The following is a 21,947-nucleotide window of genomic DNA, read 5'->3' as shown; positions in this document are numbered from 1 at the left end:
CATGGCATTTGAAAAAAGCATTCATTTGACTAACTGTAAATACCGTTACACCATCAGCCCTAATGTCAAAAAATTCACCCTTCGTGATACAACTTTTGTACAAAATAAAATCGGTAACTACGAGTTACACCGTCTACTCGAAAAAGTGCCTAACTCAGGTGAAGGTTTCCCACTAAAGATCACTATTAACAAAGATTTGACAGGTTTCAAATTGTCAATCACAGACAAATCTGGCCTTCGTAACGTTAATATCTTTAAAAATGAAGATCATCACATCTTGCAAGAAAAATTCTACTTCTTGATGCAGAGTTTGGTTGACCGTCAAGTTTTTGAGCAAGAAGAAGTCTAAATTTTTTCTTACTACATAGAAATAGCCTATCCATGTGATAGGTTTTTTATATCGCCTCATCTACACTATTTTGTTGCAATTTTCACAAACTTTTCTTAAAATATAAGAGAATCATACTAATTGAAGAAAGGAAATGCGATCAATGACATTTGAGAAAAACATTCCAAACGCTACTGCTAAACGTCTCTCTCTCTATTATCGAATTTTCAAACGATTCCATCGTGAAAATATCGACAAAGCAAGTTCCAAACAAATTGCTGAAGCAATTGGAATTGATCCTGCCACAGTGCGTCGTGACTTCTCCTATTTTGGTGAGTTAGGTCGTCGTGGTTTTGGTTATGACGTTAGTAAGCTGATGACATTTTTCGCAGAACTCCTTAATGATAATGCGACAACTAAGGTAGTCCTTGTAGGAGTAGGAAATATCGGACGTGCTCTTCTTCACTACCGTTTTCAAGAACGTAACCGCATGCAGCTGGTTATGGCTTTTGATACAGACGATAACGAACTGGTAGGAAGCCAGACTGAAGACAATATTCCTATCTATGGTATCTCTCAAATCAAGGACAAGATTGCCCAGGAAGATATAAAAACAGCGATCCTGACAGTGCCATCAGTCAAGGCACAGGAGGTGGCTGAGCTTTTGGTTGATGCTGGAATCGAAGGCATCCTATGCTTCTCCCCAGTCAACCTCAATCTTCCACGCCACGTGGTTCTCCAATACGTAGACCTGACTAGTGAGCTACAAACCCTACTCTATTTCATGAAAGAAGAAGAAAAAGCAAGGAGAAACAATGACTAAACCAATTATAGGTATCACAGCCAATGTAAGACCTAATCCAGCCCATGAAGATATCAACTGGTCTTATGCCCCATCTGGTTTTGTAGAAGGAGTTCAAAAAGCTGGTGGTCTAGCAATCCTTCTACCAGTATCTGATCCTTCGGAGGCTAAAAACTATATCTCCATGATTGACAAGCTTATCCTCATCGGCGGTCAAAACGTTGACCCTAAATTCTACAACGAAGAAAATCATGCCAGTGAAAATGACTTCTTCCTTGAGCGAGACCTCTTTGAGATGGCACTGATTGAAGAAGCTACCAAACAAAAGAAACCAATCTTTTCAATCTGTCGTGGAACACAACTCATGAATGTTGCCCTTGGTGGCAGTCTCCATCAAGATATTGAAAGGCACTGGCAGGATAAGCCTTCCGATTACCTTTACCACGAAATGATTATTGACGAAAACAGTAAGTTAGCAGAGATTTACGGCCTAGAAACCTCTATCAACTCTTTCCACCATCAGAGTATTAAGCACTTGGCCTCTGACCTCCGTGTTATTGCGCGCGACCCTGAGGATAATACTGTCGAAGCTGTTGAATCAAACACCCCAGACCTTCGTTTCCTTGGTGTTCAGTGGCATCCAGAACTTCTCCTACACAAGCGTGAAGAAGACCTCAAACTCTTTGAATACGTTGTAAACGAACTTTAAAAGCAACTGATACTACACTCAGTTGCTTTTCTTGTGTCTTTAACTTATAGACTCTACTTAAAGCTCAAAATCCTCCCTCTCCTCACGAAAGGAATAATATGTTGATTTTCCAACAATAATATGATCAAGCAGACAAATTCCCAAATCATCGCAAGACCGCTTAATTTTTTGCGTAAAATCAATATCATTTCGGCTCGGATAGGCCTCACCCGAAGGATGATTGTGAACCACTATCAAGGACGTCGCCATCAGATGACAAGCATAATGTAAAATCTCACGTGGCTCGGCAATCGAACGGCGAACACCACCAATAAAGACTGTCTTCTGCTGAATAATACGATTCTGCGTATCCAAATAGATAGCCACCAGATGCTCCTGAGGCTTGTCGCCAATATCCAACATCATACGACGCGCCACCTGTTGACTGGACATAATCTGCTCGGAACGAGCCAACTCAGCCTTCTCAATCCGCTTAGCCAACTCCACCATAGCCTTCAGCTCAATAGACTTCACACGCCCAATACCAGGAATTTCCTGTAGCTCATTCAGGGACAAACGAGACAAATCCGCCAAACTCGTCATCCCTGTTAAAATACGATTGGCCATAGATAAGACCGACTCAGACTTGGTCCCTGTTCGCAGCACTATCGCCAACAACTCCTGGTCCGATAAAACCTCTGCCCCCTTCTGTAAGAGTCGCTCACGAGGCAAAAGCCCCGCCTCCTCAGATACAATACTATACATAAGAAAAAACCTCCTACTTACCTATTCGTAAGTGGGAGGGGGAAGTTACACAGCTGAGGATTTATTCTATGGCCAAACTCTGAATCAACAAAAGAAAAAAAGATTTTCTGATTTATTGACTTGCTTCTATCTGTATTGGGAGAGCTTCAATTATAGCTCAAACAAAGATAAACTATGTCTGTAACTGAGTATATATACCGATACTTATAGTTAGGATATTTAGATACACTAATATATATTGTAAAGTACTTTCAAAATTTGAGTTTTCACTCATAATAGTTTCAGCAATACCGAATAATTTTCTAAACCAAGAGCCACAATAAAGCGGCATGAACATAAGAATAAAATAATAATAACGGCCTTGAACGCCACCAACAATAATATCTCCTTTATGGTATACTCTAGGATCTCCAGATATGGCAATCACTATCAGAGAAGCAATTGCTATAAGCAAAATAAGGCTAAAATATTTAAAGAATTTTGGAAGTTCAATCTTATTTCTCATTACAACAATAAATAAGAGTAAAAAGAATATTATTGTTGAAATAGCAATTAAAAATGCGGATGGTTCTTTGACGTATTTTAATGGCTCAGAAACAAAGTCATTAATAATACCATACGGTGCTTGGAATAAAGTTCTAATTAAAGGCAAAGGATGGGTTATAAAATAGGAAATTCCTGGTCCATTTCCTGAAAGGGCACCTTTAGAAGGAAACAACTTAATTATTCCAACATAAATAAATGAGACTAATAAATTCAAAAAGAACAAAATTAAACTTAAAATTCTCACCGATTTCTTTTCGTAGTATTTATTAGGTAAAACGGAGAATAGACTGCCAATTAGTATGAACGGAAATTTTGAAAATGAAAAAAGCAAGGTTGAACATTGAAAAGCAATTGCATACCTTCTATCAATTTTATGGTTTCCACTAAGAACATTTGTTAGTAAAGCAAGTCCAAACATGCTCGCACCAAAATATAGATAGTCATAATGATAACCCGCTATGATATACAATACTGCCGGAAAAGTAGAAAACAAATAGATGACTTCTTTATAAGCCTTACTTATTTTCAAAGCAAAAAATACTATTAAAGCAAATGCTATCACCTCAAATATTCTTCCTAAAAAGTAGGAGATGTACACTTTATTTGAAATAATCCTACCAATATTCCATCCTATTGAACTAGGAATAAATGCAGGATTGTCGAATCCAGTCTTAACCCCACTAATTTTACTTTTTTATGTTCAACATTTAACCAATAATTCTTATCTTTTTTAGCAGGATTCCTAAGAGAATCATATGCAAATACCGAATCATAATCTGCTAGTTTTTCTTTAGAATATTTGAAAATTGGACTATCCGAAACACTGATTACATTTGGTAAATGTGACTCCTCGTCTAAACCGTACTGAACTGGTTTTACAACAGAAATAATTGTTCCAAATATAATAATCAAAAAGAAGGCATTTATCGGTAATTTTTGTTTATCAGTTGGATTGAATATAATAAAATACATTATTACACCCAGAATTAAAAGATAAACATTGGTATTGATAGTGAGGTCAAATAAACTAGCTAAGAACACCTTCGAAAATAAAATCAGAAATACCGAAATAATAATATTAACTATTTTTGTCTTATTTATAATTTTCACAATACATACACTACTTTCTAATCAATAGCCTTTTGAGAATATATTTCACAGCTCTTGCTGGACCGATCACGATATACTTCAAGGCACCTTTAATCCCACCGATTTGATTAAAGTCCACGAAGGTATGCGGTTGGAGATCTTCACGATTGTTCAACTGCTTATTATCGATAAATGGGGTTAAAACATGCGGGTTTTGAGAGATTCTAAAATCATACTTTTGATCCCAGGCAATGTAGATCAACAAACGTTCAATCGCATGCAATATCGAATTTTGAGGAAGAGGTTCAGCTGGAACATCTGCTGCTGTCAGGTTCAAATCAAACAAAGGTTTTAGAGCATCATATTTAAACCAAACAAAAGTCCCATAACTCATGACAAAGGTATTGAGACTCTTGAAATCAATTGTCTTGGTCGCTCCCATCCGTTGCCAGAGCTTGTTCATCTCTGGTGAAATGAGGGCCTCATTCCAGGCAACTACTATTCGATTATAACGGAAGAAGGTTGGAATATCTGCGATAGTGATTCCGACTTTTGGATTGGCCTCCATATTGGCAAGGATTAGATCTGCTGGTTTGACCAGCATCTCGATCAATTCTTTTCGCCAGGATTCACCTGCCCAGAAATCTGCTTCTTTGGATTTCTTGGTATGGAAATGACCTACATAATCATAGCGCGAGAGTTGCTCTTTTAGGAGCAACATTGGCAACACATCTCGTCCAATGTTTCCAGTCACCACAACCGTGGCATCTTGTACTCGATTAGAAAGAATTTTCTCAATAGCCTGCTTCTTTTCTTCTACATCTGTCGTAATCCATAAGTCATAGATGAAATGAAAAGCTTGGAAAGCATCTAGAAATTCTTCCAAAAGATCCACATAAAAGACATGGAGATGAACCGCAACTTTTCTATCGAAATTCTCTACCAATTCTTGGCCTTTCAAGTACTTATGCGATAACAAATACGGATAGTCCGGACGATCAATCATAGACATGTGGTTGAGAATCAAATCTAATGGATAGTCCGATATACGTTCCAATTCGTCAAAAATGTAAGGCATAATTCCTTCATTGTTTGCAATAGTTTTGACTTTGATGAAAGGAACCTTATGATTTAGAATCGCTGTAGGATTGTAGTAAGAAAAGTCTGGATAGAGCATTCCTGTTGTGTCTTCATGGATAGTATCAAAAACAGTTTTATAGCGAAAACCAGCATTCAAGAAGTTCGTTGTGACCTTGGTCTCGTAGTGATCAATCACATTTTGAACATTGGTGAAGTCTTGAACACCCTGCCAAAATTCATGAAAGGCGCTCGATGTTAGCACCTGTTTTTTAAAACTGAGATAATAACTCTGAATATGCTCGTTAAAATCCTTGTCTTTCCGATAATTGGTCATCCCCCAGAAATCCACTTCGTCATCATTTTCAAACTGCTGATAAATTGGTTTTAGATCCCAAAGAGGTCCAAAACAGGTATCATTCATGAGGGTGACAGAATCAAAGTTAGCTAGTTGATCAAAGCCGACCACCTTCATCCCATCTCGCCAAGCAGCAAAGTCAAATCCGATATTTTGACGCTCCAGAATATCATCTACTAGATTTTGAGAAGACAAACTATCCTTCACATCTTCTGAAAGTTGACTATTGGAGATAAAGACCACCCGAGAATACAAGGGACGGATTTTTTCCAATTGATAGAGAACATGTCCACTAATAAAGCTAAATTTATTGAAGTGAACATATAAAAGTAAACGTTGCATACTATTTCCTTATTCTTAAGAATTTCAAGATTTTTGTGGGGATGGTCCAACGACGTGAATGAATGACTGTACTATATGCTTCTTTTGTAGCTTGTAACTCTGCCTCAAGATTTTTCAAACTATTTTGACAATCTAACATTTCGGCAGCAAAAACCTTTCCAATATAATCCGGTGCAGAAGGATTATCTATAGAAATCATTTTATAGCTCAGTTGATACACACCCTCTTCTTCAACTTCATAAATCAACTGAGGATCCGGTTCGCTAAACAAATACAAATGATCAACAACAACACCATTACTATAAACAGCTGAGCAAACTTTGCCTGACGAATCTTTCAATTCAACATCAGAGTAATAACTAGGACATTCCGAAAGATCAACTCGAACAGTGGAGGTTTCCTTCGGAATTTCGATTGTCAGACTATCTTCTTTTTGAAGAAGTTTAGTCAGGACACGATCTTCCGAATAGGTATTTTTTTCATCTCCAAAATAAATTGTAACAGACTCCATTCCGATGTGTGAAAGAGAATCCATTGGTTTGGAAAGACGGATCTCATAAGTATTATTACGATCTAAAAGGATCTTCGTCATCTCTTTATAATCGGCATTTGGATATTTATCAAGATACTCAAGTTGTGTTTTCAACAAATTATGAAAACGTCGTTCTAATTTTTTTAAATCAGTAGGACGAGAATCCGATCCTTGATTAATGGTATAAGCAACTGTCGCTTCATCCAGATATGCTAAAGAAGTCCGTTGAAAGAGCTCCAATTGGAGGTTGAAAGTATCATCTGATGTTGTTAAGTCTAACTCTTGATTGACTTCTAACATCAGTTCTCTATCTACTAGCCATGTAGAAGCCATGGTAAACCCTCTTGTTGCAAGCATCTTTTCGTAGGTATCTGCTAATGGAATCGTATGATTCGCAAAGCCAGCCTTAGAAACGAGAGTCCCTTGTTCATCATAAATATCAAAATCTGTATTGGACCATTTACAATCAGGCTTACTTTCTAATAAGTCAACCTGTTTCTGAAGTTTTAAAGGATCTAACCAAAAATCATCTCCGTCACAGCGAGCAATATACTGTCCCTGCGCTTCCTTACAGATAGTGACCCAGGTTTTAGCAATCCCCTGATTCTCTTCGTGATAAAAGGTACGAATCAAATTAGGATAGTTAGCTTGATAGTCCTGAATGATGTGACGAGAACCATCGCTTGAGGCATCATCCACCAAGATAATCTCAAAAGCAAACTCTGTTTGTTGTACTAAGAAGCTATCAATCGTCTTCTTTAGCCAGGGTTCTTTATTAAAAACTGTACAAATAATCGAAACAAAAGGCGTCGTTTCCATATCTTCCTCAGTCTAGTCAGTTATTGACCATGTTCCATTACGTTGGATTAAGCCACTTGCTGAATCCATTGCTGATTTATCATCTAAATCTATATCATCTCGATTGATAAAGATTAGTGGAGTTTGGGTAGCATCTGAAAAAGCCAACATTTGCCCTTCAGCATCCCGTACTGTCACTTCTAATTTCATTTTCAAGTCATTCACAGTTGAAAGTGAACAAGAGTAGTACACCGTTTTATGTCCAGCCCCACTCATAAGTCGATCCATAGAATTATCATTATAAATCCAAATGTTCCGATCGATATCCGTTAAAGACAGAGCAATATAGGTTTGAATATCTTCACGAACATCAAAATCAATCTGGAACTGAATGGGATCTTGTGGACGTAACTTGTTCGAACTTAATAACTGAAGCTGAAAGTTTTCAACCAAGACTTTTTCCTCCTGGTTTGACTTAGCAATCCCACTAGTCTCTCCTCCCTGTTGTAAAGGAGCTGTATTATCAAAACTATACTGATTGGCAACATTTTCCGGACTTCCTAAAGCCTTCACCAAACCATTTTCAATCAAAACAGCCTTGTTACAATATTTCTTGACGGCTCCCATATCATGGGTAACCAGGATGGTGGTTTTCCCTGATTTCTTTCGTTCTTGGAAGTAATCGTTACACTTGCGCTGGAAAGCCTCATCCCCTACCGCAAGAACCTCATCCAAAATCAAGATATCACCTTGTGCCTTAATCGCAACCGAAAAGGCTAGGCGAACCTGCATACCTGATGAGTAGTTCTTAAGTTTTTGGTTCATGAATTCATGCAACTCAGCAAAGTCTACGATGTCATCATACATGGCATCAATTTCAGCTGTTGAGAAGCCCAGCATAGCTCCATTCATGTAGACATTTTCACGACCTGTCAGTTCTGGGTTAAAGCCCACACCAAGCTCGATAAAAGACACCAGTTTCCCATCGATGGTAACAGAACCTTTCTCAGGAACATAAATTTCAGAAATAATTTTCAAGAGGGTCGATTTCCCAGAACCATTTCTTCCTAGAATCCCAAAAAAATCTCCTTTTTCTACTTCGAAAGAAATATCATTCAGAACGTGTTGTTCTTTGTAACCTTTAATTCCTTTGAAGCGATTAACCAAGGTAGTTCGGAGACTGTTAGTAGCCTCTGTTGGCAACTTAAAGTACTTGCTAACATGGTCTACTTTTACTGCAATTTGTTTATCTGTCATTAGAGAATCTCCGCAAATTTCTTAGCATGTTTGTTAAAGTAAGCAAAGCCAGCAACAAAAATAAGAATTGGCAAGACATAAGGAATCAGAACCAAATACTTATTCTGCACCAAAAGCCATACTGGGGTGTTAGCTTTATCAATCAAGAAATAACGCATATCTTGAATAATCTGAGCCAATGGATTCATCATGACCAACTTAGCCGCCCATGGATTGCGGTCTGCAATAAAGGTAATCGGGTAGATAATTGGCGTCGCATACAAGCCGGCTTGCAAAAGTACTTCCCAGACTTGACCTAGGTCACGGAAACGAACAAAAAAAGTCGCTAAAATCAAAGCGCATCCTGTCGCTATCAAGAATAACTCAAAGAATAACGGAATAACCATCAAAGCTGTCCAAGAGAATGTCACCCCATTAAAGAATGAGAAAATCAAGACCACTACAAGGTTAATGACAAAGTTAATCGCTGCTCCTGAAATCGCAGATAAGACAATGATATGTTTGGAGAAGTTCAACTTGCGCAACAGGTCGCCTCGACTAACAATCGAAACCATCCCCATAGATGTTGCTTCTGAGAAGAAGCCCCAGACTACATTGGCCAACAAGAGGGCAACTGGGAAATGGGGCACATCTCCACCCAAGCGTAAGAATCGGATGAAGACAATATACATGATTGTGAAAGTCATCAAGGGTTTTAAAATCGACCAAAGATAACCAATCGCTGATCCTTGGTAGCGTAATTTAAAGTCTGTTTTAATTAATTCTCGTAATAAAATTCGATTTTTCTGACTAAAAACGTCAAACATTATTTTTTACCTCGATATGCAAACTTTGTCAGAATCAAGCTGGTAAACACAAAGGTGTGGAAGGCTCGGTTCTTACGATAACCATACTGACGAATCCGTCTCATACGTTCTTTTAAAGGGACGTCCATAATAGTTACAAAGTTTTCAATAATTCCTTTATTTTGGGGACTGACAGGCAGATCCAATAGATTTTTCGCTTGTTCTTGACTAGATTCGATGAGATTCCAATACTTAGCAAACAAAATATGGGGACGAACCCAATTTTTGACCCGTTTTCTAAGGGTACGAGCACCCAGAACATTGCTACTGTGCTGACGGTACAATTCTGTTGGTTGATCGACATAGATGAGCTTCCCAAAAGCAGCTGCCAACAAGGCCAGGTACCAATCATGCATGAGAAGCGCATGATTTTCTTGACCTGTCCATAATTCAGCCAGCGTATGGTTAATCATAGCTACTCCGCCAGTTACCGTATTTTCTGTCAGCTCTTGAATGAGTTCTGTATTGGCATGATCAGACTGGGTGCGAATCATACTCTCATGCTTAACATTTAAGTTTTCATCAACCACTTTTAAATCTGTGTAGACCAATAAAGGCTCCTTTTGCGGATGTTTCTCTGCTTCTTCCACTTGTAGGGCAATTTTTTCAGGAAGCCAGACATCATCTTGGTCACTAAAGCAATAAAGATCAGCCTTTTCATATTTTAACAGTGTGTGAAAACTCTTGATAACTCCGAGATTTTCGATGGCTCCTTGATTGATAAAGCGAATGCGCTCATCCTGAGCAACCAGCTCTTGAATAATCTCTACTGTACCATCTGTCGAACCATCATCCCGGATCAAGAGTTGCCAATCCTGATAAGTCTGGTCTTGAATACTTTTGACCTGCTCTTTTAGATACTGCTCACCGTTGTAGGTGGACAACAAGATATTTACTTTCATAATAAGAATAATTCCTCGTACTCACCTACAATTTTTTCCCAGGTAAAGTTTTGCTTCATATTGGCTTTGGCTAGTTGGCCCCATTCAGATGCATCTTCTAAAGAATCGACTTGATTAATCAAATGTGCCAAATTTCCAGTTTCTTTGGTCCAATATTGAGCCGTGTCCTTTGCGACTGTTTGATTAAAGGAGACTCCTAGGACCAAATTGAGATCCGTCTGAGCAAGAGCCTCTAGGAGGCCTGGATTGGTCCCACCCACTTCATGACCATGGATATAGGCAAAGGCTTCTTTACGGATATACTTCAAAAGGTCTTGATCATAGACTGTTCCTACAAACTTGACGCGTGGGTCCTGATCAAATCCAGTCCGAGAGCGAAGTTCTTCAAAATAGGGATTACCTTCATGGTTACAAATAATCACCAAATCTCGCTTGGTCGAAGAACCCATAAATTCACGAATAGCGGTCTCGTAATTATTTTCTGGAACAAAACGTCCCAAAATCAGGTAATAGTTTTTTTCCTGTATCTGCCACTTTTGATAAAGTTCTCTAACCTTGCTATCCTGACTAGCCAAACTTGTTGGAGATAAGTCAGTCCCATAAGCAATATAGGTCGTTTTAGACCAAGGATAGACTTCCTGGATATAGGACTCAATTCCAGGATTATCAGAAATTACCAAGTCAGCATGATGCGTCATGACCTTTTCAGAATACTTGAGATAGGCTTGAATTGGCTTTGCCCACTTGGCCCGTTTCCACTCCAGTCCATCAGGATTAATATAGAATTGACCACCAATTTTATGAATTTTTCTCGCAAAAGGCGCCACAAAGGCCCCGATGGTATTACCCAAAATATAAAAAATAGGTTTTTCAATTCCTTGTTTCTTAATGACCTTCAAGGCATAATTGATGGCTATCATATCATAGGCAATGACCCGCGCAGGCCCAAGTTTGGGCGCTTTAATCGTAAAACAATCTACACCCTTGTAGTCAAAATGATAGTAAGCTTGATCATTAGAAAGGCAAGCAACATGGTACTTGATATTCGGTGATACTCGATTGGAGACCAATTGGTCCACGAAGGTCTCGAAACCACCATATTGAGCCGGAAGTCCACGACTTCCGATAATAAAAACGTGTTGCATATTATTCCCTTTCTAACAAACTACAATCCGTTCAATTATACCATTTTCTGGGCTTTTTGCCTAATACAAAAAGAAAAACGACTGTTCAAGTCGCTATTGCTATGAATATAAAAACAAATCAATTATTCGTCTTCTGACTCTTTACATATTGTTTCATAAGGATATTTGCTATCCATTTTGGCCAAAAGAGTTGGTACATATACAAATCTTCTTTACTACGAGTATTATCAGCAATTGTCTTAGAAGTCTCAGATTCCTCATGAATTCGGTGACACATTAGCTTATCTGACACATAAACAAAACGTCCCTTGTATTCACTAATCTTATACCAAGCATACCAGTCAAGACTAACCTTCATTCCCTCATCAAAATAGAAATTCTTCAATTTTTCAAGGTTATAGGTGACAGCTGGACAACAAATTGGATTACCAAAAGCCATTACGCGGTTACGCCAAAAATGACTACTAGGAAAAAGATTCATTGTCTTCAGCATCAAAGTTTTAATCTTGAGATTTGTATTTGCAGAAATCTTAAGACCGTTTTTTTCTTCAAAATAATCAGAATATCCAATTAGGACATCACTATACTTATCCATCTTGGCCAATACTTTTTCTGCATATCTTGGCTCATAATAGTCATCCTGATGGGCGATAGTAGCATATTTTGTTCCTACAAAAGAAATGGCATTATTCCAATCCTTACCAATCCCCCCACCTTGTTTCGTATAAAATGGGATATCATAACGCTGGCAAAGTTCCTTAATCGAATCAAGTGGCGTTGAACTATAACAGATAATTTGAGAATAAAGAGTTTGATTTTTCAAAGATTGAATACAGGCTTCAAGATAATCACTTTCTCCATAAGCGCAAATTACCCAAGTATGATTATCATTCATTCTTTTCCTCTTTCTCTTCTACATGACTTTTGAGAATAGATAATTCCTGAACCAAATGCTTTATCTGCTCTTTTTGTTTCGACAAAGTCATGGTTTGTAGGAAAGCGATGACCAATAAGAAAAAGATAGCAAGCGACAGCAAAAAATTCGAAGTCAGTTCAAATCCAAGTAATCCTGCAAAATATACCGGAATAACATCAAAAAGGGAAATAACAATCATAACCAGACTGATGACGATCCACATGAAGGCCTGTTCAAATAAAATATTATTCTTATTAATATTTCTAATGACTAGATAAAGGAAAAAGATGGAAGCTACCAACATCACAATAGATAAAACTGACATTATTCACTCTCCTTCATAAAGGCTGCAATAACAATCGACGAACATACTTCAAGCATATATCGAATCGATTTAATTGGCGTAATGGAAGAAACGCCACCAGTACGTTCAAACATATTCGCTGGTTGCTCAACAACTCGATATTTACGTTTCAAAATATGAACAATAGTCTCTGGTTCTGGATACTTGATTGGATAACGCTTAGCGAACTGTTTAATAACAGCTTTATCAGCCAAACGGTAACCCGAAGTTGTATCTAAGACTCTTTGTCCAGTTGTCCATTTGATAAGATTGGAAATAACACTAATTCCTAAGCGCCTCATAAAAGTTGTTTGAAATTCAGACTTAACATCACCAACAAAACGAGAACCAATAACTAGGTCTGCTTCATTTTTTCGAATTGGCTCTAGCAAATCTGACAAGGATTCAATATCATGCTGGCCATCTCCATCAAATTGAACTGCTACATCATAGTCATGCTCTAGTGCATATTTGTAGCCTGTTTGAACCGCACCGCCAATCCCAAGATTCATCACGAGATTAACCGCATTAAAATGATTATCTTCCAGAATTTGTTTTGTCTTATCTGTTGATCCATCATTGATAACAACATAGTCCAAATCAAAATCAACTTTCTTGCGGTAATTCAAAATACTCGTTACCGTATCGAAAATACTTTCCTCCTCATTGTAGGCAGGGATTATCATTAAAACTCTCATTTATTATTTTCTTTCTTTATTCATTACAACTATTTCTTATTCTTTTGAAGTTGTTTTTTTCGATATTTCATGAATGTTGGTATAAGTGAGTTAATTATCTTATAACGTAACATTGGAAAAGGTTTCATAACTATATTAAAAATCCTAAAACAAATAAAGTATAATTCCCAACCAGTTTCCATAGGCGTTTCAGACCAAGGTGTTCGTTTCTGATAATCAAGATATTGCTTGGCAAACCTATGTGTATTTCCTTTACGCCAAGGGCGTTCCTCTCCTAAATAGTGGATAATTGAAGGTGATTTTTTTATTTCTAAAAATTCATTTTTGGAAATAAAGTCTGAAGGAAAACTTAATTGTTTTAAAATTCTGTAAGGGTAAGTATCATAAATATTGAAATAGTTATATGAAATTGATAACGTTGCTATATCCTTATTAAGGGCACCATTTAACGCATCTTGATCTGGAGCAAAAAGTTTTCCATCGTGCAGTTTATAAAAATCAATAACTTTTTTACCGATTTCTTCCCTCCTCCATCTTTTTAAATCAATCAATAATACTCCTGAGTTATGATATGGAACCTCTCCTAAAGCTAAGAATTTCCTTCTTTCTTTATCAACAGTAGGCTCAGGACACATCCCTAAAACTTTATCGCCAAGATCAATGTTATAAAAATTAGAAATATCTTTTAGTACAAGAGTATCTCCATCCAAATATAAAATTCGATTGATATCGTCAGGAAGCAATTTATCAAGGAATAATCTAGCTAATACAATTGAAGACCATCCATTGGTATCAAAATCAAAATCTATAAGGTCTGAGATTTCTCCTAAATTAATCAGGTGTACTTTGCGACCGTACCTTTCAGCAAAATTAATTAATTTTTGCTTATTATCAATAGAAATATTCGAAGCAATCAAATAAATATTGATTTCACTCATAGACTTATTATTTTCAAAAATTGAACACATACATGTTGCAGCTTGAGGAACAAAAGCGTTATTTAACGTAAATAAAATATTCATTAACTTCTCTTTCTTTTATTGTTATTATTTACCCAAATATAAATTATTATGCTAGTGCAAAAAAAGATAATCATTGAAATCAAGAATGACATTGATGCACCCATAATCCCCTCTCCCTTTACAAACGGCATTGTGATAAATTTAGCTACAATAAAGCTAGTAATATATGCAATCACAAGATATGTTTGTTTTCTAAAAATTGTCATAACTATATCAATAACAAGTGCTAATACATTTAGGATTCCTCCAATAAGGAGAATCACAAAAGGCACTTTATATTCTACCAATGACGTTCCATAAATAAAACCTAGAATCTCTGTACCAATTAGATAGCCTAGACCTATAATAATTATGCCTAAAACAGTCATAGTTGCAAATAAAAGATAAACCTGCTTATAAAACAGATTATATTTCTGTTCATACCAATAGATTGATAGCTGTGTAGTTAAAGGTCTTAAAACGAAAAATAAGAGGGATAAAACAAAGACGGGCATAAACAATACATTAAAGTCTCGTTGAATACCATTTGAAAATAACCCCTGAGACAAGAGAGAATCAATATCAATCTTAGCTTCATTGTAGACATAAGTAATCAAAAAACCATTTAGAAATAAGGGAAATGCTTCTTTTAATATAGAGATAATATTACGGTTATCTTTAAATATTGATGGATAAAAATTAATTTCAAAGTTTCTAGTAGAGATTCTATAATCTAGGACAACTGTAAGAAATAGATTTATCAAACAAATAATAGTACTTGAAATCATTAGTGATTTTGCTAAAATCAAGCTTAATCCAAAGACTAATATAGAAATCCAACTACGATAAAACTGAACTTTTCCAGCTAAATCTGATCTGTTTTGTTGTTGAAAATAACCCTGAAAAACATCTGAATAAGCATCGATTGCTCGATACAACACTAGGAGTAAGATAATTACTGCTTTATAAAAACTATATCCTTGCACAAAAATATATCCAAGAGAGGTTAATAACATCATAATAACTGTTACTATACGTGTATTATGATAGGAAACAAATGAGTGCCTTTCTTGAACATCTGTAGACTGCATATTACGTATCTGGAAATATCCCAAAATAAAGAACTGCTGACTTAGTGCGTATGCAATGCTAAAAATATCTGAATTTTGAGAATCAAGAAGTCTAGAAGCTAAGAGCAAGAGAATAACTGAAATTAAAGAAGAAGAGATAGTTCCCAACATATTCCAGATATAATTCTCCTTTATAGAAATTTTATTATCTATTATCTCTGAAATGAATTTTGGGTCATCTACATTCTTCACTAAAGTGCCTTTTTCTGAACTCATTATTTCTCCTACAAAAATGATTTTTCCCTTTATTATACTATAGATTTTTTAAAAAGTGAAAATCCCACTAACAATTCACTTCACCTCCTAAAAAAGAGGTCTTAAAGACCTCTTCAAAAAAGTTTGATAACTATATTCTTTTAGAACAAATAACACTAATTATAAATAATCTGCTTCTGAATTATATAATACAACCAAGGGACTGAATACTATTGCGAAATATTCTTTGCCAAAATTGGATAATGTCAGAAATTTCTATTTACAGTTTCCCTTCTGGTACCACTATTTTCATCACACTATCCAAGGCTATAGAAAACTACCAAAATAACCACTAATAAACCAAACAATAGTACTTTTCCCATATTCTTATTTCACTTCTTGTTTGTAAAACTCTCTCAAAGCATCTTGCCATGTTGGGATTACAAACCCTGTTGCCTTAGCCTTAGCCAAACTCATTGTTGAGTTAAGTGGGCGTTTAGCTTTAGCAGGGAATTGGCTTGAATCAACAGGTTTCACTTCAACATCAGTATCTTTGAGGATTTCAACCGCAAAGTCATACCAAGTTGTATCTTCTGCTGCATCATTTGACAAGTGATAGTAACCATATTCCTTACGGTTTTCAGCCAAATAAGTCATAAACTCTGCCAAAGTACGTGTCCAAGTTGGACGACCATGTTGGTCATTAACAACTGTAAGTGTCTTGTGAGTCTTAGCGAGGTTTTGCATGGTGAAAACAAAGTTCTTACCATAGTTACCGAACACCCAAGCTGTACGGATAATGTAGTAGTTTGAAACATGTTTTTCAACTAACTCTTCACCCATGCGTTTTGTACGGCCATACTCTGTCTGTGGATCTGGTTTGTCATCAACTTCCCACTCTTGACCTACTGGTTTTTCACCATCAAAAACGTAGTCCGTTGAAATATAAACAAGCGTTGCACCATGTTTTTCGGCAGCCTTAGCGACATTTTCAGTACCTGTCACATTAATTGCATAGTCAAGCTCTTTGCCTTCATCTTCAGCAGCATCAACAGCTGTGTAGGCAGCACAGTGATAGACCAAGGTTGGTTTTACTTCCGCAAACACTTCATCTACTTTTTCAGCATCTGTGATGTCCATTTCTGCCACATCTACTGCTACATACTCTTCGTTACGTTCATCAAGTAGATGACGAAGCTCAGTTCCGAGTTGGCCATTTGCACCTGTTACTAGAATCATATTTTTCTCCTCGTAATTTTCATTAATAGCACTTTAATTTTAACAGAAAAAGGGTGAAATTTCACCCTTTTTCTTTAATAACATACACTGGTCGTTTCTTGGTTTCTAGGAAAATCTTTGAGATGTAGTTCCCGATGATTCCCAAGGCTAAGAGTTGGATTCCTCCGATAAAGAGGATGATTGAGACAAGGCTTGCCCAGCCTGCAACACTCCCACCTATGGTTAGTTTTCGGATAACGACAAAGACAATTCCAACCAAAGAGATTAAGAATGAGAAGGTTCCTGCCCATGTGGCAAGTTTCAATGGCACTTCGGAGAAGTTGATAAAGCCATCAAGTGAATAGCTCAATAGGCTCCAGAAAGACCATGAGGTTTCTCCTGCCACACGTTCACGATTTTCATAAGAGACGTAGGCCACATCAAAGCCAACCCATGAAAAGAGCCCTTTTGAAAAACGATTGACCTCTTTGAGTTCTAGGATAGCATCAACAACCTGGCGAGTCATCAAACGAAAATCACGTGCGCCACCAACCATCTCGGTGTCAGAAACTTTGTTAATTAGCCAATAGAAAGTCTTGGCAAAGATGGAACGAATCGAAGGCTCTCCCTTACGGTCAGCACGACGACTCCCAACAACATCATAACCTTCTTGAATCTTGGCATACATCTCAATAAGCAGTTCAGGCGGATCCTGAAGGTCAGCGTCCATAACTGTCACATAGTCTCCCTGAGCTGCTTCAAGGCCAGCAAGTAAGCCCGCTTCTTTACCAAAATTACGTGAGAAAGATAGATAGTGGACATTCTCAATTTGCTTTGAAACCTGTCTCAATACCTCTAAAGTTTTATCTTTAGAACCATCATTTACAAAGTAATAGTTAAACGCTAGTTGATTGGCCATCTGCTTTTCAACAGCCTGAGAAGCCTTTAAAAATGGATGAATAGTCTCTTCTTCGTTATAACAGGGGACAACGATAGCCAGTGTTTTCATAAACGTTCTCCTAACGAATACCTAGAGCGATACGGGCATAACGGCTCATTTTTTCTACAGACCAAACTGGTGTCCAGACCAACTTCACTTCAGTCTTAGTGACTTCTGGCACTTCTTTCATAGCATCATAAATTTGGTCTGTCAAAAGATCTGCCAAAGGACATCCCATAGTCGTCAAAGTCATATCGATTTCAGTATAGCCGTCTTGTTGGAAACGGATATCGTAAATAAGGCCTAGGTTGACAATATCAATCCCCAACTCTGGATCAATGACCATTTCTAAGGCTTCCAAGATACGGTCTTTGATTTTTTCAATTTCTTCTTCAGTGTATTTTACTTCAGACATAGCTTTTCCTCCAAAATCAGGGCCTAACAATCAGGCCCCTTCCATTTACTATCTTAGTCTTCAATAAAGTCTTTAAGTTGTTTGCTGCGGCTTGGGTGACGCAATTTACGAAGAGCTTTAGCTTCAATCTGACGAATACGTTCACGAGTAACGTTGAAGACTTTACCAACATCTTCCAAGGTACGCATCTTACCATCATCAAGACCGAAACGGAGACGAAGAACGTTTTCTTCACGATCTGTAAGGGTATCAAGCACTTCATCCAATTGTTCACGAAGAACGACACGAGTTGTGTAATCTACTGGATTTTCGATAACTTCATCCTCGATAAAATCACCCAAATGGCTATCATCTTCTTCACCGATAGGTGTTTCTAGAGAAACTGGCTCTTGAGCAATCTTAAGGATTTCACGAACCTTATCTGGTGTCATATCCATTCGCTCAGCAATTTGCTCAGGTGTTGGGTCTTGTCCTAACTCTTGCAAGAGGTTACGTTGCTCACGTACCAATTTATTGATAGTTTCAACCATGTGAACTGGGATACGGATGGTACGTGCTTGGTCTGCGATGGCACGTGTGATTGCTTGACGAATCCACCATGTTGCATAAGTTGAGAATTTGAAACCTTTAGAGTAGTCAAATTTATCAACGGCTTTCATAAGCCCCATGTTACCCTCTTGAATCAAGTCCAAGAACTGCATACCACGTCCAACATAGCGTTTAGCGATTGAGACTACCAAACGAAGGTTGGCTTCTGCCAAACGTTGTTTAGCTTCCAAGTCACCATTTTCAACAGCAATAGCCAATTCTTTTTCCTCTTCGTTACTCAAGAGAGGCACTACCCCAATCTCTTTTAGATACATACGAACAGGGTCATTGACCTTAGCTGAGTTTGAACCAAGAAGCTCCTCGTCTGTAAGCTCTTCTGGTTTTGGTGCCTCAACAACATATTTAGATGAAGGGTTTCCATCCTTATCAGTGATAGAGATACCACCATCTGTCAAACGTTCCAAAAGGTCATCAATCCCATCAGCATCTAGAACAAATGGGATAACTAGTTTTTCTGTGACTTCATCATCAATTGCTGTACCAGCTTTTTTATGGTTACGAATGAAATCAGCGACTTGAACGTTGAATGCTGTATTTTGTTTTTTCTTTGCCATGTGTTACTCCATATCTCGTTTTTGGGCGATGAGCATCTGCAAGGCTTCCACCGCTGCATCCACATCACCGTGGTTACTTGATTCTCTAATTTGTTTACTTTGCTTGCGAAAGTCCTGTTCCATCAAAAAATGATTTCTACGCTCTTCGATAGCCTGAACTTCTTCAAGACTAGTTTCAGGTGGTAAAATCTCCTCTAAAACCTGATAATAGGCTGTTTGTACCTCTTGAGAAAGTAGAGATAAAGCTACGGTATCAATCTGACCATCTTGTTTCAGAATATGATAAAGCTCCTCTAACTCAGGTGTTTGGAAGAAAAACTCCTCTCTCATGCGATAGTCATTCAAAATCATAGGATGATTAACCATACGATGGAAGAGTTGATTTTCCGCCCGACGAAGACCTGTGATTTTAGGTGTAGAAGGTAGTTTGACCGTTCCTCTGAATCCTGACGCTGAAGACTCATAAGCACTATTACTAGCAGCCGATAATTGAGCTGTCTGCTGATTTCTCATGGTCAACCGTTCGTTATTGACCGCTTGCTCGACTTGGAAAAAATCAAAGTCAGGCAAAAGGTCAGCCACCTTAGAAATGTAGGAATTTTGTGCCGTCACAGAAGGTGACTTGGCAATAATCTTAGCAATCTGCTCAACATAGGCAATCTCTGCTTGAAGATTGTCTACATTAGCAGGTTTTAGCTGTCCTATCCAAAATTCCACATCTGAAATACGGGACTCGACCAAAAGTTTCCCCAAAGCCTCTTCGGATGTTTTCTGTAGATATTCATCAGGGTCCATATTGTCTGGAATTTTAACAATATCCACTTGAAAATCCGATAAAAGCTCAAGAGACTTGGCAATCGCATTTTGCCCTGCCTTATCACCATCATAGGTCAAAACAATTTTCTTGGTGAGTTTACGCAGACGATTGACATGCTCAGGGGTCAACGCCGTCCCCATAGAAGCCACAACATTAACATGCCCAGCCCTATAGGCCGCAATGACATCCATGAACCCTTCCATCAGATAGACCTCATGGGTTTTCTGTATCACTGGCTTAGCCTGATCGAGGTGGTAGAGTTCATAAGACTTATTGAAAATGCGGGTAGCCCTTGTATTTTTGTACTTAGCTTGTCCTTTTTCAATATCTTCCTTGGTCCAAACACGCCCTGAAAAACCGATAGTCTTTCCAAACTCATTCTTAAGCGGAAACATGATTCGATTTTTAAAAGTATCGAAAAGACGATTACTTTCAGAAAGATTAAAAAGACCTGATTCTGTCAGTACCTCTTCGTCATATTTTTTTGATACAGACTGATAGAGATAATCTGGTTCGTCAGGGGCTAGACCAATCTGGAAGGTCTTAAGTAAATCGTCAGTCATACCACGCTCATAGAGGTAGGCACGCGCTGCTTCTCCTATCTTGGTCGTCATGAGGACAGCGTGGTAAAACTTAAGCGCATCCTCATGAAGATCATAAAAAGTTTGATTAGGAGAATTTTGCTGCTGGACTTGCCTTGGCACATCTATACTAACTGCGATACCTAGTCGATCTGCCAGAACCTTGACACTTTCTTGAAAAGAAATCTGACGATATTCTTCTAAAAATTTGAAGACATCGCCAGACTTGCCACAACCAAAGCAATGGTAAAACTGTCTGTCCTCAATAACATTAAATGAGGGGGTTTTCTCCTTATGGAAGGGGCAGAGACCCAGGTAATTGCGGCCAGCACGATTAAGACTGACAACTTCACCAATCACGTCGACGATATTGGTACTGCTCTTAATATCTTCTATTAAAGTTTTATCAATTACCATCTAATCGCCCCCCCATCTTACCATAATTGCATTACTTCTAATTATAACATGACGAAAAATGAAAGTAAAATAAAATTGATTTTTCATGAGCAAAATCCTTGCCAAGATTTACAAAATCAGATAGACTATTAAGTGAATAGATGAAAGGATTCATTGTCAAAATGATTAAAGAACTTAAAGACTTTTTGTTCAAAGGTAACGTCCTTGACCTTGCTGTAGCCGTTGTTATGGGGGCTGCTTTCAACGCTATTATCACTTCACTTGTAAGTGATATCATCACACCACTTATCCTTAACCCAGTTGTTAAGGCTGCTAATGTTGAAAACCTCTCTAAATTGTCATGGAACGGTATCGCATACGGTAGCTTCTTGAGCGCAGTTATCAACTTCATCATCGTTGGTACTACTCTCTTCTTCGTTGTTAAAGCTGCTAACCACGCCGCAGCTCTTGGTCAAAAACAAGCTGAAGAAGCTGCTGAAGAAGCTGGTCCATCACAAGAAGAATTGCTTGCTGAAATCCGCGACCTTCTTGCAAACAAATAATCTTTATTTGTTCAACTAAAGACGTCTGAAGTTTCAGACGTCTTATTTTTTGTATCTCATAACTACTAACTGACTTATTTATTCGATTAACAGAAAA

The 21,947-nt window shown here is 37.7% G+C and carries 23 protein-coding genes; 4 read left to right on the top strand and 19 right to left on the bottom strand.

The window, feature by feature from the left end:
* Position 1 precedes the first annotated feature (1 nt).
* From HMPREF9425_RS02735 to HMPREF9425_RS02725, 3 genes are all read left to right on the top strand, one after another.
* Positions 2 to 349, top strand: a complete 348-nt coding sequence (locus HMPREF9425_RS02735; protein ID WP_003093257.1) for a DUF1831 domain-containing protein — start codon at positions 2 to 4, stop codon at positions 347 to 349.
* A 142-nt stretch (positions 350 to 491) separates the two neighbouring features.
* Complete coding sequence (locus tag HMPREF9425_RS02730; RefSeq protein WP_003094902.1) at positions 492 to 1,151, top strand: redox-sensing transcriptional repressor Rex; 660 nt, start codon at positions 492 to 494, stop codon at positions 1,149 to 1,151.
* Positions 1,144 to 1,839: a gamma-glutamyl-gamma-aminobutyrate hydrolase family protein gene (locus HMPREF9425_RS02725; protein ID WP_003096580.1), complete on the top strand. Its 696-nt coding sequence runs from the start codon at positions 1,144 to 1,146 to the stop codon at positions 1,837 to 1,839. The genes HMPREF9425_RS02730 and HMPREF9425_RS02725 overlap by 8 nt, the downstream gene beginning before the upstream one ends.
* A gap of 57 nt (positions 1,840 to 1,896) precedes the next feature.
* On the opposite strand, the gene radC is transcribed toward HMPREF9425_RS02725, so the two are convergent.
* The 19 genes from radC to dnaG all read right to left on the bottom strand — a co-directional run bounded on the left by radC (position 1,897) and on the right by dnaG (position 21,308).
* A complete protein-coding gene (gene radC, locus HMPREF9425_RS02720; protein WP_003096578.1) occupies positions 1,897 to 2,583 on the bottom strand; it encodes a RadC family protein in 687 nt (228 codons plus the stop codon).
* Positions 2,584 to 2,755: 172 nt separating this feature from the next.
* Positions 2,756 to 3,739 (bottom strand): DUF2142 domain-containing protein, encoded by a 984-nt coding sequence (locus tag HMPREF9425_RS02715; RefSeq protein ID WP_248687992.1) that lies wholly within the window; start codon positions 3,737 to 3,739, stop codon positions 2,756 to 2,758.
* 20 nt (positions 3,740 to 3,759) lie between these two features.
* Entirely contained in the window at positions 3,760 to 4,239 is a 480-nt protein-coding gene (locus HMPREF9425_RS10200) for a hypothetical protein (protein ID WP_003096574.1), read from the bottom strand.
* Between the two features lie 10 nt (positions 4,240 to 4,249).
* Positions 4,250 to 5,995, bottom strand: a complete 1,746-nt coding sequence (locus HMPREF9425_RS02710; RefSeq protein ID WP_003096571.1) for a rhamnan synthesis F family protein — start codon at positions 5,993 to 5,995, stop codon at positions 4,250 to 4,252.
* A gap of 1 nt (position 5,996) precedes the next feature.
* Positions 5,997 to 7,346, bottom strand: coding sequence for a glycosyltransferase (locus tag HMPREF9425_RS02705; protein ID WP_003096570.1), 1,350 nt, complete (start codon positions 7,344 to 7,346; stop codon positions 5,997 to 5,999).
* Between the two features lie 12 nt (positions 7,347 to 7,358).
* Positions 7,359 to 8,582 carry an ABC transporter ATP-binding protein gene (locus HMPREF9425_RS02700; RefSeq protein ID WP_003096568.1) on the bottom strand — a complete coding sequence of 408 codons (1,224 nt, stop codon included), beginning with the start codon at positions 8,580 to 8,582 and terminating at the stop codon, positions 7,359 to 7,361.
* On the bottom strand, positions 8,582 to 9,388 hold the full coding sequence (locus HMPREF9425_RS02695; protein WP_003096566.1) for an ABC transporter permease: 807 nt from the start codon (positions 9,386 to 9,388) through the stop codon (positions 8,582 to 8,584). Before HMPREF9425_RS02695 ends, HMPREF9425_RS02700 begins: the two co-directional genes overlap by 1 nt.
* A complete protein-coding gene (locus HMPREF9425_RS02690; RefSeq protein ID WP_003096564.1) occupies positions 9,388 to 10,329 on the bottom strand; it encodes a glycosyltransferase family 2 protein in 942 nt (313 codons plus the stop codon). The genes HMPREF9425_RS02695 and HMPREF9425_RS02690 overlap by 1 nt, the downstream gene beginning before the upstream one ends.
* Complete coding sequence (gene cps2T / locus HMPREF9425_RS02685) at positions 10,326 to 11,474, bottom strand: beta 1-4 rhamnosyltransferase Cps2T (protein WP_003096563.1); 1,149 nt, start codon at positions 11,472 to 11,474, stop codon at positions 10,326 to 10,328. The genes HMPREF9425_RS02690 and cps2T overlap by 4 nt, the downstream gene beginning before the upstream one ends.
* 118 nt (positions 11,475 to 11,592) lie before the next feature.
* A complete protein-coding gene (locus HMPREF9425_RS02680; protein ID WP_003096562.1) occupies positions 11,593 to 12,369 on the bottom strand; it encodes a glycosyltransferase family 2 protein in 777 nt (258 codons plus the stop codon).
* Positions 12,362 to 12,715, bottom strand: coding sequence for a DUF2304 domain-containing protein (locus HMPREF9425_RS02675; protein ID WP_003096561.1), 354 nt, complete (start codon positions 12,713 to 12,715; stop codon positions 12,362 to 12,364). Before HMPREF9425_RS02675 ends, HMPREF9425_RS02680 begins: the two co-directional genes overlap by 8 nt.
* The gene (locus HMPREF9425_RS02670; protein WP_003096560.1) at positions 12,715 to 13,431 is read right to left on the bottom strand and encodes a glycosyltransferase family 2 protein; all 717 of its coding nucleotides are present in this window, start codon (positions 13,429 to 13,431) and stop codon (positions 12,715 to 12,717) included. Before HMPREF9425_RS02670 ends, HMPREF9425_RS02675 begins: the two co-directional genes overlap by 1 nt.
* Positions 13,432 to 13,460: 29 nt before the next feature.
* Positions 13,461 to 14,453 carry a glycosyltransferase family 8 protein gene (locus tag HMPREF9425_RS02665; RefSeq protein ID WP_003096554.1) on the bottom strand — a complete coding sequence of 331 codons (993 nt, stop codon included), beginning with the start codon at positions 14,451 to 14,453 and terminating at the stop codon, positions 13,461 to 13,463.
* Complete coding sequence (locus HMPREF9425_RS02660; protein WP_003096552.1) at positions 14,453 to 15,778, bottom strand: lipopolysaccharide biosynthesis protein; 1,326 nt, start codon at positions 15,776 to 15,778, stop codon at positions 14,453 to 14,455. Before HMPREF9425_RS02660 ends, HMPREF9425_RS02665 begins: the two co-directional genes overlap by 1 nt.
* Before the next feature lie 366 nt (positions 15,779 to 16,144).
* Positions 16,145 to 16,996 carry a dTDP-4-dehydrorhamnose reductase gene (gene rfbD / locus HMPREF9425_RS02655; RefSeq protein WP_003096550.1) on the bottom strand — a complete coding sequence of 284 codons (852 nt, stop codon included), beginning with the start codon at positions 16,994 to 16,996 and terminating at the stop codon, positions 16,145 to 16,147.
* A 61-nt stretch (positions 16,997 to 17,057) separates the two neighbouring features.
* Positions 17,058 to 17,984: a glycosyltransferase family 2 protein gene (locus HMPREF9425_RS02650; protein WP_003096549.1), complete on the bottom strand. Its 927-nt coding sequence runs from the start codon at positions 17,982 to 17,984 to the stop codon at positions 17,058 to 17,060.
* A 10-nt stretch (positions 17,985 to 17,994) separates the two neighbouring features.
* Positions 17,995 to 18,330, bottom strand: coding sequence for a metal-sulfur cluster assembly factor (locus tag HMPREF9425_RS02645; protein ID WP_037621651.1), 336 nt, complete (start codon positions 18,328 to 18,330; stop codon positions 17,995 to 17,997).
* 53 nt (positions 18,331 to 18,383) lie between these two features.
* Complete coding sequence (gene rpoD, locus HMPREF9425_RS02640; RefSeq protein WP_002884252.1) at positions 18,384 to 19,493, bottom strand: RNA polymerase sigma factor RpoD; 1,110 nt, start codon at positions 19,491 to 19,493, stop codon at positions 18,384 to 18,386.
* A 3-nt stretch (positions 19,494 to 19,496) separates the two neighbouring features.
* On the bottom strand, positions 19,497 to 21,308 hold the full coding sequence (gene dnaG / locus HMPREF9425_RS02635; RefSeq protein ID WP_003096542.1) for a DNA primase: 1,812 nt from the start codon (positions 21,306 to 21,308) through the stop codon (positions 19,497 to 19,499).
* A gap of 161 nt (positions 21,309 to 21,469) precedes the next feature.
* Here dnaG and mscL point away from each other — a divergent pair, with 161 nt between their 5' ends.
* On the top strand, positions 21,470 to 21,850 hold the full coding sequence (mscL, locus tag HMPREF9425_RS02630) for a large conductance mechanosensitive channel protein MscL (protein ID WP_037621649.1): 381 nt from the start codon (positions 21,470 to 21,472) through the stop codon (positions 21,848 to 21,850).
* Positions 21,851 to 21,947: the final 97 nt, after the last annotated feature.

The organism is Streptococcus vestibularis ATCC 49124, from assembly GCF_000188295.1.
Classification (GTDB): domain Bacteria; phylum Bacillota; class Bacilli; order Lactobacillales; family Streptococcaceae; genus Streptococcus; species Streptococcus vestibularis.
This window is presented reverse-complemented; position numbering and strand designations above follow the sequence as displayed.

Coding starts and splice junctions, on each gene's coding strand:
- radC (WP_003096578.1), bottom strand. CDS start 2,583: ATGTATAGTATTGTATCTGAGGAGGCGGGGCTTTTGCCTCGTGAGCGA.
- HMPREF9425_RS02725 (WP_003096580.1), top strand. CDS start 1,144: ATGACTAAACCAATTATAGGTATCACAGCCAATGTAAGACCTAATCCA.
- HMPREF9425_RS02660 (WP_003096552.1), bottom strand. CDS start 15,778: ATGAGTTCAGAAAAAGGCACTTTAGTGAAGAATGTAGATGACCCAAAA.
- HMPREF9425_RS02705 (WP_003096570.1), bottom strand. CDS start 7,346: ATGGAAACGACGCCTTTTGTTTCGATTATTTGTACAGTTTTTAATAAA.
- HMPREF9425_RS02730 (WP_003094902.1), top strand. CDS start 492: ATGACATTTGAGAAAAACATTCCAAACGCTACTGCTAAACGTCTCTCT.
- HMPREF9425_RS02680 (WP_003096562.1), bottom strand. CDS start 12,369: ATGAATGATAATCATACTTGGGTAATTTGCGCTTATGGAGAAAGTGAT.
- rfbD (WP_003096550.1), bottom strand. CDS start 16,996: ATGATTCTAGTAACAGGTGCAAATGGCCAACTCGGAACTGAGCTTCGT.
- mscL (WP_037621649.1), top strand. CDS start 21,470: ATGATTAAAGAACTTAAAGACTTTTTGTTCAAAGGTAACGTCCTTGAC.
- HMPREF9425_RS02665 (WP_003096554.1), bottom strand. CDS start 14,453: ATGAATATTTTATTTACGTTAAATAACGCTTTTGTTCCTCAAGCTGCA.
- HMPREF9425_RS02700 (WP_003096568.1), bottom strand. CDS start 8,582: ATGACAGATAAACAAATTGCAGTAAAAGTAGACCATGTTAGCAAGTAC.
- HMPREF9425_RS02675 (WP_003096561.1), bottom strand. CDS start 12,715: ATGTCAGTTTTATCTATTGTGATGTTGGTAGCTTCCATCTTTTTCCTT.
- rpoD (WP_002884252.1), bottom strand. CDS start 19,493: ATGGCAAAGAAAAAACAAAATACAGCATTCAACGTTCAAGTCGCTGAT.
- HMPREF9425_RS02670 (WP_003096560.1), bottom strand. CDS start 13,431: ATGAGAGTTTTAATGATAATCCCTGCCTACAATGAGGAGGAAAGTATT.
- dnaG (WP_003096542.1), bottom strand. CDS start 21,308: ATGGTAATTGATAAAACTTTAATAGAAGATATTAAGAGCAGTACCAAT.
- HMPREF9425_RS02710 (WP_003096571.1), bottom strand. CDS start 5,995: ATGCAACGTTTACTTTTATATGTTCACTTCAATAAATTTAGCTTTATT.
- HMPREF9425_RS02645 (WP_037621651.1), bottom strand. CDS start 18,330: ATGTCTGAAGTAAAATACACTGAAGAAGAAATTGAAAAAATCAAAGAC.
- cps2T (WP_003096563.1), bottom strand. CDS start 11,474: ATGCAACACGTTTTTATTATCGGAAGTCGTGGACTTCCGGCTCAATAT.
- HMPREF9425_RS02690 (WP_003096564.1), bottom strand. CDS start 10,329: ATGAAAGTAAATATCTTGTTGTCCACCTACAACGGTGAGCAGTATCTA.
- HMPREF9425_RS02695 (WP_003096566.1), bottom strand. CDS start 9,388: ATGTTTGACGTTTTTAGTCAGAAAAATCGAATTTTATTACGAGAATTA.
- HMPREF9425_RS02735 (WP_003093257.1), top strand. CDS start 2: ATGGCATTTGAAAAAAGCATTCATTTGACTAACTGTAAATACCGTTAC.
- HMPREF9425_RS02650 (WP_003096549.1), bottom strand. CDS start 17,984: ATGAAAACACTGGCTATCGTTGTCCCCTGTTATAACGAAGAAGAGACT.